Origin of the sequence: Acinetobacter sp. YH12218, from assembly GCF_013417925.1 — a bacterium.
Taxonomy (GTDB): domain Bacteria; phylum Pseudomonadota; class Gammaproteobacteria; order Pseudomonadales; family Moraxellaceae; genus Acinetobacter; species Acinetobacter amyesii.
Genome location: NZ_VPDB01000028.1, coordinates 1 through 16553 on the forward strand (window position 1 = coordinate 1; position 16553 = coordinate 16553).

Annotated in this window: 14 protein-coding genes and 1 pseudogene; 9 read left to right on the plus strand and 6 right to left on the minus strand. The window is 39.9% G+C overall.

The genetic code is table 11. The features are described 5' to 3' along the window. A pseudogene (locus FTV03_RS17780) lies at nucleotides 1–191 on the plus strand (DDE transposase); the annotation flags it as partial. A gap of 47 nt (nucleotides 192–238) precedes the next feature. Here the strand turns inward: FTV03_RS17780 and lysS are convergent. Next, nucleotides 239–1765, minus strand: a complete 1527-nt coding sequence (lysS, locus tag FTV03_RS09415; RefSeq protein WP_078193012.1) for a lysine--tRNA ligase — start codon at nucleotides 1763–1765, stop codon at nucleotides 239–241. A 460-nt stretch (nucleotides 1766–2225) separates the two neighbouring features. Between lysS and FTV03_RS09420 the strand changes: the two genes are divergently transcribed. Continuing rightward, a complete protein-coding gene (locus FTV03_RS09420) occupies nucleotides 2226–2732 on the plus strand; it encodes a YqiA/YcfP family alpha/beta fold hydrolase (protein WP_078189929.1) in 507 nt (168 codons plus the stop codon). Nucleotides 2733–2822: 90 nt separating this feature from the next. Here the strand turns inward: FTV03_RS09420 and FTV03_RS09425 are convergent, their stop codons facing one another. Further along, nucleotides 2823–3368, minus strand: coding sequence for an adenine phosphoribosyltransferase (locus FTV03_RS09425; RefSeq protein WP_078189930.1), 546 nt, complete (start codon nucleotides 3366–3368; stop codon nucleotides 2823–2825). 527 nt (nucleotides 3369–3895) lie between these two features. Between FTV03_RS09425 and rubA the strand changes: the two genes are divergently transcribed. The 5 genes from rubA to FTV03_RS09450 all read left to right on the plus strand — a co-directional run bounded on the left by rubA (nucleotide 3896) and on the right by FTV03_RS09450 (nucleotide 8600). Continuing rightward, complete coding sequence (gene rubA / locus FTV03_RS09430) at nucleotides 3896–4060, plus strand: rubredoxin RubA (protein ID WP_005179369.1); 165 nt, start codon at nucleotides 3896–3898, stop codon at nucleotides 4058–4060. Nucleotides 4061–4138: 78 nt separating this feature from the next. Continuing rightward, nucleotides 4139–5317 carry an NAD(P)/FAD-dependent oxidoreductase gene (locus tag FTV03_RS09435; protein ID WP_180041174.1) on the plus strand — a complete coding sequence of 393 codons (1179 nt, stop codon included), beginning with the start codon at nucleotides 4139–4141 and terminating at the stop codon, nucleotides 5315–5317. Between the two features lie 58 nt (nucleotides 5318–5375). Then, nucleotides 5376–6314 carry an alpha/beta fold hydrolase gene (locus tag FTV03_RS09440; RefSeq protein WP_218948613.1) on the plus strand — a complete coding sequence of 313 codons (939 nt, stop codon included), beginning with the start codon at nucleotides 5376–5378 and terminating at the stop codon, nucleotides 6312–6314. Nucleotides 6315–6325: 11 nt separating this feature from the next. Further along, nucleotides 6326–7231, plus strand: coding sequence for a LysR family transcriptional regulator OxyR (oxyR, locus tag FTV03_RS09445; protein WP_168379234.1), 906 nt, complete (start codon nucleotides 6326–6328; stop codon nucleotides 7229–7231). Between the two features lie 757 nt (nucleotides 7232–7988). Next, nucleotides 7989–8600, plus strand: coding sequence for a response regulator transcription factor (locus FTV03_RS09450; protein ID WP_168379235.1), 612 nt, complete (start codon nucleotides 7989–7991; stop codon nucleotides 8598–8600). 89 nt (nucleotides 8601–8689) lie between these two features. On the opposite strand, the gene ppk1 is transcribed toward FTV03_RS09450, so the two are convergent. Then, the gene (ppk1, locus tag FTV03_RS09455; RefSeq protein WP_180041176.1) at nucleotides 8690–10771 is read right to left on the minus strand and encodes a polyphosphate kinase 1; all 2082 of its coding nucleotides are present in this window, start codon (nucleotides 10769–10771) and stop codon (nucleotides 8690–8692) included. A 146-nt stretch (nucleotides 10772–10917) separates the two neighbouring features. Next, nucleotides 10918–11595 (minus strand): monofunctional biosynthetic peptidoglycan transglycosylase, encoded by a 678-nt coding sequence (mtgA, locus tag FTV03_RS09460; RefSeq protein ID WP_078193019.1) that lies wholly within the window; start codon nucleotides 11593–11595, stop codon nucleotides 10918–10920. Between the two features lie 78 nt (nucleotides 11596–11673). On the opposite strand from mtgA, the gene FTV03_RS09465 reads away from it, so the two are divergent. Further along, the gene (locus FTV03_RS09465) at nucleotides 11674–12498 is read left to right on the plus strand and encodes a rhomboid family intramembrane serine protease (RefSeq protein WP_180041178.1); all 825 of its coding nucleotides are present in this window, start codon (nucleotides 11674–11676) and stop codon (nucleotides 12496–12498) included. Between the two features lie 129 nt (nucleotides 12499–12627). Here the strand turns inward: FTV03_RS09465 and FTV03_RS09470 are convergent, their stop codons facing one another. Continuing rightward, a complete protein-coding gene (locus FTV03_RS09470; RefSeq protein WP_180041180.1) occupies nucleotides 12628–15129 on the minus strand; it encodes an ABC transporter permease in 2502 nt (833 codons plus the stop codon). After that, nucleotides 15126–15857 carry an ABC transporter ATP-binding protein gene (locus FTV03_RS09475; RefSeq protein WP_180005271.1) on the minus strand — a complete coding sequence of 244 codons (732 nt, stop codon included), beginning with the start codon at nucleotides 15855–15857 and terminating at the stop codon, nucleotides 15126–15128. Before FTV03_RS09475 ends, FTV03_RS09470 begins: the two co-directional genes overlap by 4 nt. Before the next feature lie 11 nt (nucleotides 15858–15868). Between FTV03_RS09475 and FTV03_RS09480 the strand changes: the two genes are divergently transcribed. Then, entirely contained in the window at nucleotides 15869–16498 is a 630-nt protein-coding gene (locus FTV03_RS09480) for an arylesterase (RefSeq protein WP_078193022.1), read from the plus strand. Nucleotides 16499–16553 lie beyond the last annotated feature (55 nt).

A 16553-nucleotide genomic window follows, 5' to 3' on the forward strand; every position in this document is an offset into this window, starting at 1 on the left:
CATCTATTGCCCTTCTTAATTTACTCAGATTCGACTCTTTGGCTTCTGCAGGTAATCTCCCCAAACATCTGGAAAGTTTAATGGAGAAATCTAATCGGTATGTTATACCTGAGAGAAGAGTGAGGAGCTATCCAAGGGTTGTAAAAGGAAAACCTCAAAAATACCCAAGAAAAAGCCAGTCAATCTCTTAACTGACTGGCATTACGCATTAAGCGGGTTTTTTATTTCAAAAACTAAATTAGTTTTTATGACGCATATGAGGGAATAAGATCACTTCACGAATACTTGCAGCATTCGCAAATAACATCACCAAACGGTCAATACCAATCCCCTCACCCGCTGTAGGAGGTAAACCGTATTCCAATGCTTCAATGAAGTCTGCATCGTAATGCATTGCTTCATCGTCACCCGCATCTTTTTCAGCAACTTGGGCTTGGAAACGTTCAGCTTGGTCAATCGGATCATTTAACTCTGAGAAACCATTTGCCAACTCACGACCACCGATGAAGAATTCAAAACGGTCCGTAATATGTGGATTTTCATCATTACGACGTGCCAATGGTGAAGTTTCCGCTGGGTATTCTGTGATGAATGTCGGTTGACGAAGTTCTGTTTCAACAGTTTCTTCAAATACGATGGTTTGAAGTTTGCCTAAACCAAAACCAGGTTTTACTTGCTCTTTCAGTTCATTTTTAACGAAGTTTGCAAGGAACTCACGATCAGATACATTTTCAGCAGTGAACGTTGGGTTGTGTTCAAGAATCGCATCAAACATCGAAATTTTCTTGAATGGACCTTTGAAACTATACACTTCATCACCATAAGGCACATCAGTCGAACCTAAGATGTCGATGGCCAATTTTTCAAGCATATTTTCTGTCAAAGCCATCAGGTCTTTGTAGTCTGCATATGCTTGGTAGAATTCAATCATGGTGAATTCTGGATTATGACGTGTTGATACACCCTCGTTACGGAAGTTACGGTTAATTTCGAACACGCGCTCAAAACCACCAACGACCAAACGTTTTAAATAAAGCTCAGGCGCAATACGTAAAAATAAAGGCATATCTAATGCGTTGTGGTGAGTTTCGAATGGACGCGCAGATGCACCACCCGGAATCACATGCATCATTGGTGTTTCAACTTCCATGAAACGCTCATTGCTCAAATATGAACGAATACCTGACACCACTTTTGCACGAATTTCAAAAGTTTTACGTGTTTCTTCGTTCATGATGAGGTCTAAATAACGCTTACGGTATTTAACTTCAGTATCAGTCAAACCATGGAATTTGTCTGGAAGTGGACGGAGTGATTTGGTTAAAAGCTCAAAATGTTCAATATGAACATAAAGGTCACCTTTACCAGAACGACCAATATAACCTTCAATGGCAATAATATCGCCCAAATCGAGTGCTTTAATTGTTGCAAGAACATCAGCATCCAACTCTTTACGTGGTACATAAAGCTGGATACGACCAGTCATATCTTGGATTACGATGAATGAACCACGGTTCAACATCACACGACCAGCAACTTTTACATAAACCTTTTCGCCTGCTTCAATTTCTTCTTTTGATTTTTCAGCGAATTGATCTTGTAGGTCTTGTGCATAGTGTTCACGCTTAAATGTGTTAGGCCACGGGCTAACACCTGTTTCCTTGGCGTGCTCTTTGATGTGCTCTAACTTGGCATGACGCTGTGCAATTAAATCGTTTTCGGAAATGGCTTGTTCAGAAGTCGATTGAGCGTTATGTTGCGTCATCTCTGTCTCAAATAGTTAAAAAACGGAAGTTGCATAGCATAGCAGATTTCCTTTGAATTGAGCAGTAAGCAATGTGCGCATTTTTTCAATAAGTTGAAATTTATCAAAGTAAGTTGTTTTGACAGCTATACCTTCAGGTTTGCTTAATCCATACCTTTCAGATATGCACGAGATAAAAGTTAAATATTTAAACTTAGCAAGCCAATATTTAGCGATATTACAATGACAACTACGCACTTTAAAATATTTATAACTATCAATATATTGAAATATATTTCAATAGCTTAATTCAACCTTTTAATCTATTTTCTTTAAGACTAAAGTCTTTTAAATGCCTACAAATTAGACCAAAAGCTAAATTCTCTTTTTGACGATTCTCTCTACAATGAAGTCATAAAATTGTTGAAAAATAAAATATTCAACACATCCAAAATGTCTGAAAACAGTGTGTAGAAAAACAATGACTTCCTGCTTATCGAAAATTCTGTTTTTACATGGATTGGATTCTTCCCGTGAATCCACTAAATTCCATGCCATCGATGCAAAACAAAAATTCTGCATTGAAGTGGACTATCGCAACTTAAATTTTCAAACTGTTGCGGACTTTTATCATGAAAGTATTGAAACCATTAAGCCTGATATCATCGTCGGTCATAGTCTCGGGGCATACTGGGCTTTGAAAATGTCGCTGTTTCATCGCATTCCTTGTGTGATTGCTAACCCGAGTCTGCATCCAGACTTTCGCGACGACTACCCTGCAATTAATGAAATGGATTTGGATCACGATATTCCACAAATTGCATATATCGAACGTGGCGATGAAATCTTAGATATGTATGAAGCAGAACAACAACTCGAAGACTATATGCAGGTTCAAGTCATGGATGGTGGACATCATCGCCTTCAATGCCCTGAAAATATTAATGATTTAATCCAACATCTCGAATTAAACTATTTAAAAAAATAAATCATATTAATCATAAGCAGCAACGTCGTTTTTATCAGACATAAAAAAGCCCTGTCATAGACAAGGCTTTTTACATTTTAAAGCTGACGCTTAGGCAGCATCTGCTTCAGGACGTGTTTTATCATCTAAAACAGACCAGATATTTAAACCTAAATCTTTATGCAAGTCAGGCAAATCTAAGAAAATGCTTGCGCCTAGAACTTGGTGTTTACATTTTTCAGCCAATTGTTTCACTGCACGAAGCGTACCGCCCGTCGCCAATACGTCATCCACAATAATCACTTTTTGTGATTCGATTTCAGCTGACATTTCAAGACGATCTAAACCGTATTCAAGGCTGTAACCCACACCGACCACTGGTGGTGGTAATTTGCCGGCTTTACGCACCAAGACCAAACCTTTACCCGTACGCTGAGCAAGTAAACTTGCCAAAACAAAACCACGCGCTTCAACTGCAATAAAGCTATCTACTTCTGCCAATTGCTCGGCTGGAATACTTGCAATTAGGGCATCAGTTAACGATTCGATGTTATTCATAAATAACGGCGTAAGGTCAAAGAAGCAAATTCCTGGTTTTGGGAAATCTTGGACAGTACGAATGTTAGACCACAATGCCGCAGCAGTAGAATTACTCATAATAGGAGAAAATAAATTAAGGAAGGAATGTGTGAATTTTAACGCGATTTGAGAGAAAAGAACAGCTAACCCCCGACTAAAATGCATATTTAAGATACAGCAAATTTACATAAGTTATTGATTATTAATATTGTATTTATTTAAAAAATATCAAATATATATTTTCCTAATCATAAAATAAAAGATTTTAGAGTTTTTTTCTGCAAGACTTTAGTCTATGAGGGTATAAAAAGCGGTATTTAGAACCCAATTCACGGAAATGAATTCCAATATAGCTTTCAATAGGCATAAATATTATCAGACAATTTTTCTCAGATCTGGGGTTTTGATGATATTTATTGTCCCTCACTGCCATTCTGCTTTTAATTTCACTCATTAAACTCTTAGCCACTTTACTTTATCGTTAGAACTGCGTAAAAATTTAACATAAGAGTCTACTGTATAAGGCTAATTAACCTTAAGGTATAAACTTATACAGTTATGAAGTATTTACTGACTTAATTTTGTGTCAGTTTTTGGAGAATGGAATGAAAAAGTATCAGTGCATCGTTTGTGGATGGATTTATGACGAAGCAGAAGGCTGGCCACAAGACGGTATCGTGGCAGGAACGAAATGGGAAGATATCCCAGATGATTGGACTTGCCCAGACTGTGGCGTCTCAAAAGTAGATTTTGAAATGGTTGAAATCTAATAAATAGAATCTAAGGCCATCATCGTTATGGTCTTTTTTTTGTCTTTAAAAAAATATGAAATGTGTTTGGAGTTGAGTATGCACCCTATTGTCATTATTGGTTCTGGTATGGCGGGATATGCCGTTGCACGTGAATTTCGAAAGTTAAATACTGAACTAGAACTTATTATGATCTGTGCGGATGATGCCATTAACTACGCTAAACCGACATTATCCAATGCGCTCGTTGGTAATAAAACTCCTGAGCAAATCCCTCTAGGGGATGCCGAAAAAATGTCGGCTCAACTCAATATGCAAATCATCAATATGAGTTGGGTTAAATCCATTGATGCAGCAAAACATGAGCTTACTATTGAAAGCCAAAATGGAACTCAAACACAACTATATTCAAAACTCGTTTTAGCAGTCGGCGCAAATCCAATTCGCTTAGCTATTTCGGGTGATGGCAGTGAAGACATTCACGTCGTCAACAATTTAGATCACTACAAAGCTTTCCGTAAACAGCTTGCAGCACGTGAAGATAAACGTGTGGTGATTTTAGGGGCAGGCCTGATTGGCTGTGAATTTGCCAACGACCTCCAAAATACTGGGGCGAAAGTATCGGTGGTCGATTTAGCTCCGCAACCTTTGGGTCGCCTACTGCCGTCTCATGTTGCAGCTAAATTCCAAAGCAATTTAGAAGAAACGGGTATTCAATTCGTTTTAGGTACGACAGTCGACAAAGTGTCACGTATTGAAAATGGTGACTATCAAGTGAGCCTTGCCAATGGTCAAAGCTTAGTGGCAGATGTTGTGTTGTCTGCGATTGGTCTACAGCCTGAGATTAACTTAGCAAAACAAGCCGGCATTCACACCAGTCGTGGCGTATTAACCAATAAAGGCTTAGAAACCAACTTGGCAGATATCTATGCTGTCGGTGACTGTGCTGAAGTCAATGGTACCCTTCTGCCATACGTGATGCCGATCATGCAACAAGCACGTGCTTTGGCAAAAACCCTCAATGGTGAACATACCGCTGTGCATTATCCAGCTATGCCTGTAGCCGTTAAAACACCTGCAGCACCTTTAACTGTCCTTCCTGCGCCTATTGATGTTGAAACTCAATGGGAAACAGAAGAGCTTGAAGATGGCATGATTGCCCGTGCGATCGATCAAGATGGCGTATTACGTGGATTTGTACTGCTCGGTGCAACTGCTGGGAAGCAACGCTTAACTTTGACTAAGCAGGTTCCGGACTTGATTCCTGCTTCAGTTTAGGGTTTAAATACAAGGACGTCCTGATAATAATAGACGTCCTTTTTAAAGGAAAATAACAATGAATAGTGCCCTTCAGTTTAATATTTCACCTTATGCCTCTTTTATGCATGAAACTCGCGTTGAGTTAGGCAATGGCATTGAACTTCATGTCGAGGTGGGTGGTCATCCTGAAGATCCTGCAATCTTATTGATTATGGGACTCGGCGCACAAATGTTGTATTGGCCCGATTTCTTTTGTAAGTCCCTAATAGACCAAGGTTACCGTGTTATTCGCTTTGATAATCGTGATATTGGTCTGTCGAGTAAAATTCGTAACCCAGGCCCACGTCTTAACACCTTTAAACTGATGGGACGTTTTGCCTTAGGTCTAGAGAATCAAGGTGCGCCTTATGATCTATACGATATGGCAGACGATGTTGCACTGTTAATTGATCGTATGGGACTTGATAAAGTCCATATTTTAGGCGCTTCGATGGGCGGCATGATTGCTCAAATCGTGGCGGCACGCTATCCAGATAAAGTGCACAACTTAAGCTTACTTTTTACCAGTAACATCCACCCCTTACTTCCACCGCCATTTCCAAAGCAATTATTTAGTCTAATTGAAAAACCTGAATCTAACGATGAAGATGGCATTATTAACCATAGCCTGAAAGTTTTTAATATTATAGGCTCTCCAGGCTATATTAATCAGCTTGAAGCGATACAAACTGCACGTAAACTCTATAAACGGAGTTATTACCCAGCGGGTGTACTTCAACAGTTTTTAGCAATATTATGTACAGGTTCCCTGCTGCAGTTGGATAAACAAATTCAGCATAAAACCATTGTGGTTCATGGAGCTCGTGACCGTTTGCTGCCGCCAAGCCATGGTAAGGCCGTTGCAAAGGCTATTTCAGGTGCTAAATTTGAATTAATTGATGGAATGGGGCATGATATCCCACCGCATTTTATTCCATATCTTAGCGGTTTGTTTGCTGATCACTTTAAATCATAAATTAGGACACTATGGCTGCATTACCATCCTTAAGACAGCTGTCATATCTAGTAACACTGTCAGAAACGCTACACTTTACTGAAGCTGCGCGTCGTTCTTTTGTCACCCAGTCTACTTTGTCTGGCGGGATCATGGAACTTGAGCGTTTACTAGGTGGCGTATTGGTAGAACGCGACCGTCAAAACGTGCGTTTAACTCCTCTTGGCGAACAAGTTGTCGGACGAGCCCGAGTTCTATTGGCAGATGCGCAAGACCTAATGCGTTTAAGTCGTGAAATGAGCGAACCTCTAACGGGTGATTTACATCTAGGGGTCATTCCTACTATTGCGCCATTCTTACTTGCGCCATTATTAGAAGAAGTGCATAAGCAATTACCAAAAATTCAATTGCACTTACATGAAGCACAAAGTGAAAAAATTGTTGAGAAACTCGAGCATGGTAATCTAGATATTGTATTACTTGCCCTTCCTTTCGATACACGTAGCTTGAAAGTTGCAGAAGTAAACAAAGAAAAATTGTTCTTGGTGTACAACAAAACTGACCAAAATGCAGCTCAAGCAAAATCTTTAGACGACTTAGATTTATCTCGTTTAATGTTGCTTGAAGAAGGCCATTGCTTACGTGATCATGCTTTGAGTGCTTGCCCGATTGGTGAACGTAAAAATGACCACCGTTTAAAAGCAAGCTCATTGCCAACTTTGGTTGAAATGGTTTCCGCAGATTTAGGCTTTACCTTATTGCCTGAAATTGCAGTTCATACCAATATGATCAAAGCCAATGAAGATTTGGCTGTGAAAGAAATAGAAGCTAGTCCTACACGCACATTAGCATTGGTAACGCGTAAAAGTACGCCGCTTCAAAGTGAATTTGATGTATTGCTTCAAATCTTGCAGAAAATCACCAGTAATCTGCACTAATTCAATCCATGAATATTAAAGAGAGCCCTGTGCTCTCTTTTTTATTTTGCAGAAATTAATAACCCAGAAATAATAATATTGAGATGAGTTTAAAAATTGAAAATGATGAAATACAATATCTAGAAAAAAGAAAAGGCTAACCCAAATAGGTAGCCTGATAAGGTAATATATGACTTGATGTATATCTCAATTCATCGCCTCGATAATATCTTCACACTAGCCAGATAAGTAAGAAGATTAATACATCTTAGTAAAATATAACTTTCGTTAAAATCACTAGTTTCAGGTATTTTAGATAAAGTACGTCTGATTCATTTTCAAAGAGCTTTTTTCATAATTATGTTTTGTGCTATAAAATAAACATTGATGAGAAATAAATCACATTATTTCAAATAGTCACTAATATTCATGTTTAAAATAACTAAGCAATAGGTGAATATTAACTCACATCAGAAACAGTTCAATTTATTAGTTGTCAAAATACTGTTTTCACATTTCAATTATTATTTTCAATTCGAATCGAAATATGATGATTATTTAATCAATATTCTAAAAATAAAAACAAAAAACTATAAATCTTTGCATTCCACATAATGAAAAACACAAAAAACCATACATTAATTAAATTCTATTATATCACAATAACTTAATTATACTTTGATGTATAAATCACTACTTCTAGGTATATTTTTCTAATTCACTTTCATGCACATTATGGAAATGCAATTTGATTAAAAATAATAAATGAGCGAAATGTATGATGAGTGAATTTTTATTGCCAGTACCCGTTTTGATCATTGATCATCAATCAATGACTTCAAAAACAGTGCTGTTTAACATCTTAGGAGACCTCGGTTATCCTGAAGACCTCATTACATTTTCAGAAAATTTAGCAGATGCGGAACAACAAATTTTCAATCAATTGCCAAATTTAATCTTTTTAGTGGTCACGCAACAGTCTGATATCTCATTCATACATAAAATTAAGAAAATCTATCCTTCAAGTAATCTCATCATTTTAGTCAATGAACAGTCTGCAGATTTAACTTTACATGCGATTCAGTTAGGTGCAACTGCCTATATGTTGATTCAACAACCAATTGAAGACACTTATAACCAACTGAAAACCATTTTAAGAGGTGGCGCTGCCCTTCATCCTAGTTTTGCTAAATTTTTATTGAGTGAAACTTTTAGTCCGCAAAATGCAGCGCCGAAACAGCTCAGTCTAAATCCAGCAGAATATCAAATTTTGGATATGGTCAGCCATAGTGCGACTCAAGAGCAGATGGTCAATGAATTAAAACTTTCAACGTATCAAATTGATGGTTTTGTCAAAAATATCTATAGAAAAATTTGTAGCTACAGCTAAATTTAGCTGAGATAAACGATTCAAAAACAATCTAGAAAATTTAAAAAAAATAAAGGGAGCATTGCTCCCTTTATTTTTGTTCAACACATTTATTTAAATGCGTCTAAAAGCACATGCTGTGAATTATGTGCTTCCTCGCCCTCTTGGACATGGGTACGAATCCAACGCCCATCACTTTGGAGCAACCAAGCTTGCTGATTATCTTTTAGATAATTCACTAAACCTAATTGATAAATACGCTTTTTCAAGGCTGGATCTTCAATTGGGAAACAGGCTTCCACACGATTAAATAAATTACGATCCATCCAGTCTGCACTTGAACAGTAAATCCGTGCATCGCCATTATTACTGAAATAATATACTCGGGTATGTTCTAAGAAACGGCCAACAATAGAACGTACACGAATATTTTCAGACAGCCCCGGTAAACCTGGACGCAAACAACAAATAGAACGAATAATTAAATCAATCTGTACACCCGCTTGTGACGCTTCATACAGTTTATTGATCAACTGAACTTCAGTTAATGCATTAACCTTGACAATGATTTGCGCAGGCTTACCTGCTTTAGCATTAGTAATTTCATTATCAATATAATTAATCAGTTGAGCATGTAAGGTAAATGGCGCATGCAGCAGTTTTTTCAACTTCGCCATTTTTCCCATACCAGTCAGCTCTTGGAAAATACGATGTACATCCTCACAGAGTTCTTTATCGGTAGTTAACAGACCATAATCGGTGTAGATACGCGCATTGCCCGCGTGATAGTTACCCGTACCTAAATGTACATAACGCACCAATTTATTATTTTCACGGCGTACCACCAAAATCATTTTGGCATGGGTCTTATAGCCCACGATGCCATACACCACCACTGCACCCGCTTCTTGTAATACATTGGCTACAGCAATATTTGATTCTTCATCAAATCGTGCACGAAGCTCAATTACTGCGGTGACTTCTTTGCCATTACGTGCAGCTTCTGCTAAAACTTGCACAATTTCAGAGTCTGCACCACTTCGATAAAGCGTTTGTTTAATGGCCAAAACTTGCGGATCACGTGCAGCTTCACGCAGTAAATTAATTACCGGTGCGAATGATTCAAAGGGATGGTGTAGCAAAATATCTTGCTTTTGCATCGCACTAAAAATGTTTTCAGATTTTTTGAGTACTTTCGGTATAACAGGAATATGCGCGTCATAACGTAGATGTGGACGTTTAAAGTTTGACAGTAAACGTGCAAGGTTAACTGGTCCATCTACTTTATAGAGTTGCTCTTCTTCTAAATCGAACTCATCAAGCAAATATTCATAAATATGCTGCGGACAATTTTCTGTCACTTCCAAACGAACGGCGCGACCAAAACGACGTGAATTCAACTCACCTTTCAGAGCTTTAGCCAAATCTTCAACATCTTCATTCAAAGCCAAATCGGCATTACGCGTCACGCGGAATTGGTAGCAACCCGTCGCCGTCATACCGGGGAACAAGTCAGAGACATGTTCATGAATAATTGCCGATAGCATCACATGATGCTCTTTACCACCGGTTAATTCATCAGGGAGTCGAACGACACGCGGCAGCGAACGTGGTGCAGGTACAACGGCTAAGTCAATCTGACGACCAAACGCATCCTTCCCCTCTAGAGTCACAATAAAGTTCAGCGACTTATTCACTAAGCGTGGGAATGGATGTGCCGGATCTAAGCTAATTGGCGTTAAGACTGGAGCAACCTGTTCTTGGAAATATTTTTTTACCCATGCCGACTGTGCAGGGGTTAACTCACCACGACGCAAGAAGCAAATGTCTTCTTCACGCAATTTGGGTAAAATTTCTTGATTTAAAATACGATACTGGCGCTCAATTGCCGCATGCGCTGTCGCAGAAATTTCATCTAATACTTGTTTTGGTGTTAAGCCATCTGGACTGCGGCTTTCATTGCCTAAGTCTAGTTGCTCCATCATTCCCGCAACACGAATCTCAAAAAATTCGTCTAAGTTACGTGAAAAGATCAGCAAGAAATTCATGCGTTCAAGTAATGGATGTATCGGATCAACCGCTTGTTCGAGCACACGCAGATGAAAGTCGAGAATCGATAACTCTCGATTGATATAACGATCATTATAAGTATATTCAGTTGGTACTTGCGCGACTTCAGCTGCGGTATTCATTTCAAACCCATATTAAAAAATGTGTGCTGTACTCAGTTTAGTATGCTTCAAATTTGTGACAATTTCATAAAAAAAGCCCATAAAGATGAGCTTTTTGTTGTAATTCAAATCGCTGCCATGCCATTTGACAAGTGTTTAGATCATTCTTAATCTGGGATATGGCTATAACGCATATATTTTTGGATCATACGTTTACGATAATTCAGCTTACGATCTTGTCGATTTTCATCATAATATTTTGGATTAGGTAAAATAGCCGCAATAAATGCCGCTTGCTCTCGGCTCAAACTCCGTGAACTTTTACCAAAATAGTGCTGTGTTGCAGCTTCTACGCCATAGATATTGTCCCCAAACTCAACCGAGTTGAGATATACCTCTAAAATGCGTTGCTTCGTCCACATACGTTCCATCATCCATGTTGCAACAGCTTCCTGCCCTTTTCGGATAAATGAACGCTTATTATATAAAAATAAGTTTTTTGCCAATTGCTGAGAAATGGTAGACCCACCTGCAACCACTTTGCCTTTATCTTTATTGCGCTCTAAGGCATTTTGCATACCCTCCCAATCAAAACCTTTGTGTTGTAAAAACTTGCCATCTTCCGCGGCAACAACTGCATGTTTGACATAATCACTGATTTGGTCGTAATCACGCCATTCGTGTTTAATCGGTTTGGAGGGCTCAGACCAATAATCTAATCGCATCATCATTGTCGATTCCACAGGATGTGTACGCCACCACACCAGACTACCAAAGATCCAAAGCTGCACCAAAAGCACAAGACTGACAAGAATTAACAATGTACGAACAATAAAGGCTTTCATGTCAGTGTGTTACTCCAGAAATTCTGTTTTTTCATGTTAAGCTTATTTTTAAATATTTTGACACAGTACAAGAATAGCATGTCTGAACTCAGCCCTCCTGCTGTATCAACCCGTAAGCTGCAAATCCAACTGTGGTGGATCACAGCACTCTTAATTACCATCAATGTTGGACTCTTTGGCTGGCAAGTGTTGCATGGAATGAACGTAAGCCAACCCGACACACTGGATGCTTTGCGTTGGGGTGCTGATTATGCACCTTTAACCTTTTTAGAGGAACCCATCCGCTTATTCAGCAGTATGTTTTTTCATTTTGGCCTGATTCACCTGATGTTGAATATGTGGGCTTTGTATATTTTTGGCAGTGTTGCCGAGCAAATGTTAGGTCGTTTCTACTTCCTCGGCCTGTATGTTTTAGCCGGACTGATGGGAAGTTTGTTGAGTGGGTATTTAACCATTCAAGATAGCTATGCATTATTGGCCGAAGGTGCAGCCAATCAGCAGCTTTTCCCGAGTATTGGTGCAGGCGCATCGGGTGCAGTGATGGGACTGGGTGCCGCGTTGACGATTATTTCGCTGCTCCCCATGTTACCTAAACAGCAATTTTATCTGGATAAAAAAACTTTATTAATGGTGATGGGAATTAACCTCGCGATGGGCTTTATGATTAGTGGAATTAATAATGCCGCGCATATTGGCGGCATGTTGATGGGGGCTGCGTTGGCTTTCATTTGGTATGTGGGACAAAAAGTACATCAATCCCTAATCATTCAAATGATCGGTCTAATCGCCGCAACTGTCGGATGCTATCTGTTTTATCTACATTGCCAACAATTAATCCAACCGATATTACCGCTTTGGGAACACTTTATCCTGCTGATGAAGCAATCTCTCGCAGCACGTTAAACAGTGGAATGAACCCTGTGGCTATCAACACAGATATGTTGAAAACACATCAAATCATGTCTAAACCTGAACTGCGCACTGGGTTCCTGCTCCACTCTTAACTTGCTCGGCTGTTAAACATCTCCCCCCTTAACTATTCAGTTCACGCAAACTTTCTAAGGGTGGGATGTCGCAAAGATAACTTAAGCGATAACGTCCAATCAATGTACAGACTAAGGTCATGACCAGTGGGAGGATCAACCAAATTTCTGCATGTAGCTGGATGACCAGTTCCATTTTATAACTGACAATCGCACTGATTACTTCGGCAAAAATACACGCCACGACACCTGAAATTAGCCCCATCAAACCAACTTCCAAACTGAGCATCGACTTTAGCTTTTGCTTGGAACTGCCGAAGGAACGCAGTAATGCCACTTCTTTTTTACGTTCATCCATAAATAAATTCAAACATGCAACCAAGACCAAAATGCCTGAAATACTGACCAACAGCGCCAAGATGGTAATAATCTGAACCAATACGCTGACGATGCGTTTGATCTCATCCAAAATCAGACTGACATCAATAAACACGGTATTCGAAAACTGCTGAATTAGACCAATTAACTGATTTTTATCTTGCGGTGGAACATAGAAACTCCCCAAATAGCTGCCGGCATTTTCATCCATGGTTTGGGGAGAAAAAATAAAGAAGAAGTTTGGACTAAAGCTTTCCCACTCCACACTGCGAAGGTTAATTACCTTGGCTTGTAAAATCCCTTCAGGTAGGCTAAAACTCAGTCGATCTCCAATTTGAATACCCAGCTCTTGTGCGGTTTTCACTTCTACCGATACTTCATTGACCTGTTGAAAGTGCTGACTGCCCGCGATAATTTGATTATCTTTCGGAAAAGTTGCAGCCTGCGTAAGATTTAATTCACGGCGTAATGAATTATTGCTTTTAATTAAGGCATCCGAAAAAGGGAGATCATTTTTGGCAACTAAACGCCCACGAATATTCGGGTACATCGGCGTCCCTTGCCAACCATGCAGCTTGAGTTGTTGATTAAAATCCTGTAACTCAAATGGCGGTAATCCATAGACAAATTGGTTAGGTGTTCCTTGTGGCAATTGTTGTTGCCAACGTTCCAGCAAATCCGTGCGCAATACCGCTAAAACCGTGATCAGACTTAGCCCTAATGCCAATGCAGTAATTTGAAATGCCGTTTGATACGGTGTACGTATATATGCTGAGATTTTCGTCCCCCAACTTTTCAAAGCCTTTAAACTGAGCCAGACCATCATATATAGGCCAACACACAGGAAGATGATGGCGCAAATCAGCCACAGGGAGAGTTGAAAATTTTCAGTTAAAACCACACAAAACACCACCAAACTGAGTGTTCCGAAACTGAGCATCCAAAGCATGGAACGTACAGAACGCTCTTGTTGTCGTATCACCCGTGCTGGCGGTGTCCCTAATAATTGCCAAAGACTTGGAAGAACAAATCCTAATAGCACAATCGCACTGGTGAATATTGCAATTGGAAGCGGGCCAAGCAGCATGGAAAGGGCTGAAAACTCTAATTGTAAATTTGGAATCAACTGTAGCATCAGTTGCAATAAGCCATAACCCAATCCCAGACCAATCAAACTTCCAAACAGGATTGAAAGCCCGAGTACAACCAATAGTAAAGCCAAATAAGCACTTAATATTTGCTGTTTGGTCGATCCAATACAGCGCATCAGTGCAATGGCATCCTGATTTTGTTGGACATAGCGCTGACTGGTTAATGCGATGGCGATGCCACAAAGTAGGATGGTTAAAATATTGGCCAGTTGTAAAAACGTTTCTAGGTTGGCAATCGGCTTCATCAAGCGAGTATTGCCTTCACTGGCATTTCTCAATTTCAAACTGCTTTGAGCCGCATCCTGAACCTGCGCTTGATCTGAATTGGCAGCACCACTTTCTGTTTGATCGCCAAATTTCTGCTTATACAGTTTTTCAAAGCGCTGGGTATTTTGTGCATCTCCTGCCATTAACAGGCGATATTCAATCCGACTCCCGACTTGGATGGCATTGGTTCTCGCCACCTCAGATTGCGCAATCATAACCGTCGGTGAAAAACCACTGAAGCCAAGCTCTTGATTGGTATCATGAATGATTTTGGCACTGACTTGAAAAGCAGCATCGGCAATATTAATCTGATCTCCAACCTTTACACCCAATAAATCCATGGCACGAGGACTTAACCAGACCTCACCTGCTTGTATGGAACGGTTTAGTTTCGGTTCTGTTTCGAGTTCACCTCTTAATGGAAATGCAGCATCAACGGCTTTGACATTGACCATGACAAATTGCTGATCAGTGTGCGCCATGCTGCTAAATAGCGTGACATTCGATTGTTTTAATTGCTGTGCTTTGGCTTGTTGTCGCCACTCTTGTGGAATTGGTTCATTGCCTGTCAGCACCAAATCTGCTGCCAACATTTCAGCAGCTTGTAGCGCTACAGCATTTTGAATTTGTACATTACTAAACTTTAAAGCCGTGGTGGCACTGATCGCCAAGGTTAGTGCGATCAATAATAAATACACACCCGTGGTTTTAAAACTCAGCTGTAAGAGTGGTCGAAACAGTGCCAAAAGATTCATGCAGCATCTCCTGTTCGATGCTCAATCAATTGACCATTGACCAATTCAAAATGGCGCTGACATTGACGGGCCAAATCGGCATCATGTGTCACCAATACCAATGTGGTTCCCATTTCACGATTTAACTGAAATAACAATTGTTCAATTTCCTGTGCCGTTGCACTGTCTAAATTGCCTGTCGGTTCATCTGCAAAGATCAGATCGGGTTCACTCACCAAAGCACGGGCAATCGCAACCCGTTGCTGCTCACCACCGGATAAAACTTTGGGAGCTTGATGCGCTTGGCGTTCTAGTCCGACCTTTGCTAACAGTTTTAATGCTTTTTCTTCGGCGGCTTTGACCTGAAAATTTGCTTTTAGCCGTAGCGGCAGCATGACATTTTCCAGTGCCGTTAAATGTGGCAACAACTGGAAAGACTGAAAGACAAATCCAATATGAGCCAAACGGACTTGAGCACGCTGTTCTTCATTTAATAGATGAATGTCTTGACCACAGACCCGTAATTGTCCCGAACTGGCCTGATCTAAGGTCGCCAAAATACCCAACAAGGTGGATTTACCTGAACCAGAACGACCAGTAATCGCAACTTGTTCCCCTGCAAAGATTTCAAGATCGAGTTGTTCGAAGATCGATAACTGTTTTTGTGGAAGTTGTATCTTTTGTGTCAATTGCTGTGCAGAAATAATCGCCTGTGGCATGATGTCAACATCTGTCGTGAGTTGGGTCATATCTTCCCTATATGCAAAATCGCATTCAAAATAATCGTCTATTGAGTTACTTGCTGGCTATTGCACTGATGTTCTGCCCGATGCTGCTCTCTGCCAAAACCATCATGATTTTGGGCGATAGCTTAAGTGCAGGTTATGGTGTTTCAGTGCAGCAAGGTTGGGTCCACTTATTACAAAAACGTCTAGACCAACAGTATCCGAAACAACATAAAGTGGTCAATGCAAGTGTCAGCGGTGAAACCACCAGTGGTGCTTTGGCACGACTGCCTAAACTGTTGCAAACTCATCGTCCAGACCTTGTGGTGATTGAGTTAGGTGGTAATGATGGTTTACGCGGACAGCCCCCTGCACAAATTCAAAAAAATTTAGCGCAGCTGATTCAAAAAAGCCAACAGGCCAAATCGAAAGTCATTTTATTTGGAATGAAAATTCCACCGAATTATGGCAAGGCATATAGCCAAGCTTTTGAAAATAACTATCAAGTGTTGAGCCAACAGTACAAAGTCAAATTATTGCCTTTCTTTATGCAAGGGGTTGCGGGACATAAAAACTTAATGCAACAAGATCAGATCCACCCGAATGCCAAAGCGCAAACAATTTTGCTGAACAATGCTTATCCATTGATCAAAGCAAGTTTATAAATTTAGTTGGTGAAAATCGGTTCATAAAAAAGGCGCTTCATTTGAGCGCCTTTTT

What these genes read in the sequence shown, in the direction of transcription:
- lysS (WP_078193012.1), bottom strand. Translation starts at nt 1,765, where the DNA reads ATGACGCAACATAACGCTCAATCGACTTCTGAACAAGCCATTTCCGAA.
- FTV03_RS09420 (WP_078189929.1), top strand. Translation starts at nt 2,226, where the DNA reads ATGACTTCCTGCTTATCGAAAATTCTGTTTTTACATGGATTGGATTCT.
- FTV03_RS09425 (WP_078189930.1), bottom strand. Translation starts at nt 3,368, where the DNA reads ATGAGTAATTCTACTGCTGCGGCATTGTGGTCTAACATTCGTACTGTC.
- rubA (WP_005179369.1), top strand. Translation starts at nt 3,896, where the DNA reads ATGAAAAAGTATCAGTGCATCGTTTGTGGATGGATTTATGACGAAGCA.
- FTV03_RS09435 (WP_180041174.1), top strand. Translation starts at nt 4,139, where the DNA reads ATGCACCCTATTGTCATTATTGGTTCTGGTATGGCGGGATATGCCGTT.
- FTV03_RS09440 (WP_218948613.1), top strand. Translation starts at nt 5,376, where the DNA reads ATGAATAGTGCCCTTCAGTTTAATATTTCACCTTATGCCTCTTTTATG.
- oxyR (WP_168379234.1), top strand. Translation starts at nt 6,326, where the DNA reads ATGGCTGCATTACCATCCTTAAGACAGCTGTCATATCTAGTAACACTG.
- FTV03_RS09450 (WP_168379235.1), top strand. Translation starts at nt 7,989, where the DNA reads ATGATGAGTGAATTTTTATTGCCAGTACCCGTTTTGATCATTGATCAT.
- ppk1 (WP_180041176.1), bottom strand. Translation starts at nt 10,771, where the DNA reads ATGAATACCGCAGCTGAAGTCGCGCAAGTACCAACTGAATATACTTAT.
- mtgA (WP_078193019.1), bottom strand. Translation starts at nt 11,595, where the DNA reads ATGAAAGCCTTTATTGTTCGTACATTGTTAATTCTTGTCAGTCTTGTG.
- FTV03_RS09465 (WP_180041178.1), top strand. Translation starts at nt 11,674, where the DNA reads ATGTCTGAACTCAGCCCTCCTGCTGTATCAACCCGTAAGCTGCAAATC.
- FTV03_RS09470 (WP_180041180.1), bottom strand. Translation starts at nt 15,129, where the DNA reads ATGAATCTTTTGGCACTGTTTCGACCACTCTTACAGCTGAGTTTTAAA.
- FTV03_RS09475 (WP_180005271.1), bottom strand. Translation starts at nt 15,857, where the DNA reads ATGACCCAACTCACGACAGATGTTGACATCATGCCACAGGCGATTATT.
- FTV03_RS09480 (WP_078193022.1), top strand. Translation starts at nt 15,869, where the DNA reads ATGCAAAATCGCATTCAAAATAATCGTCTATTGAGTTACTTGCTGGCT.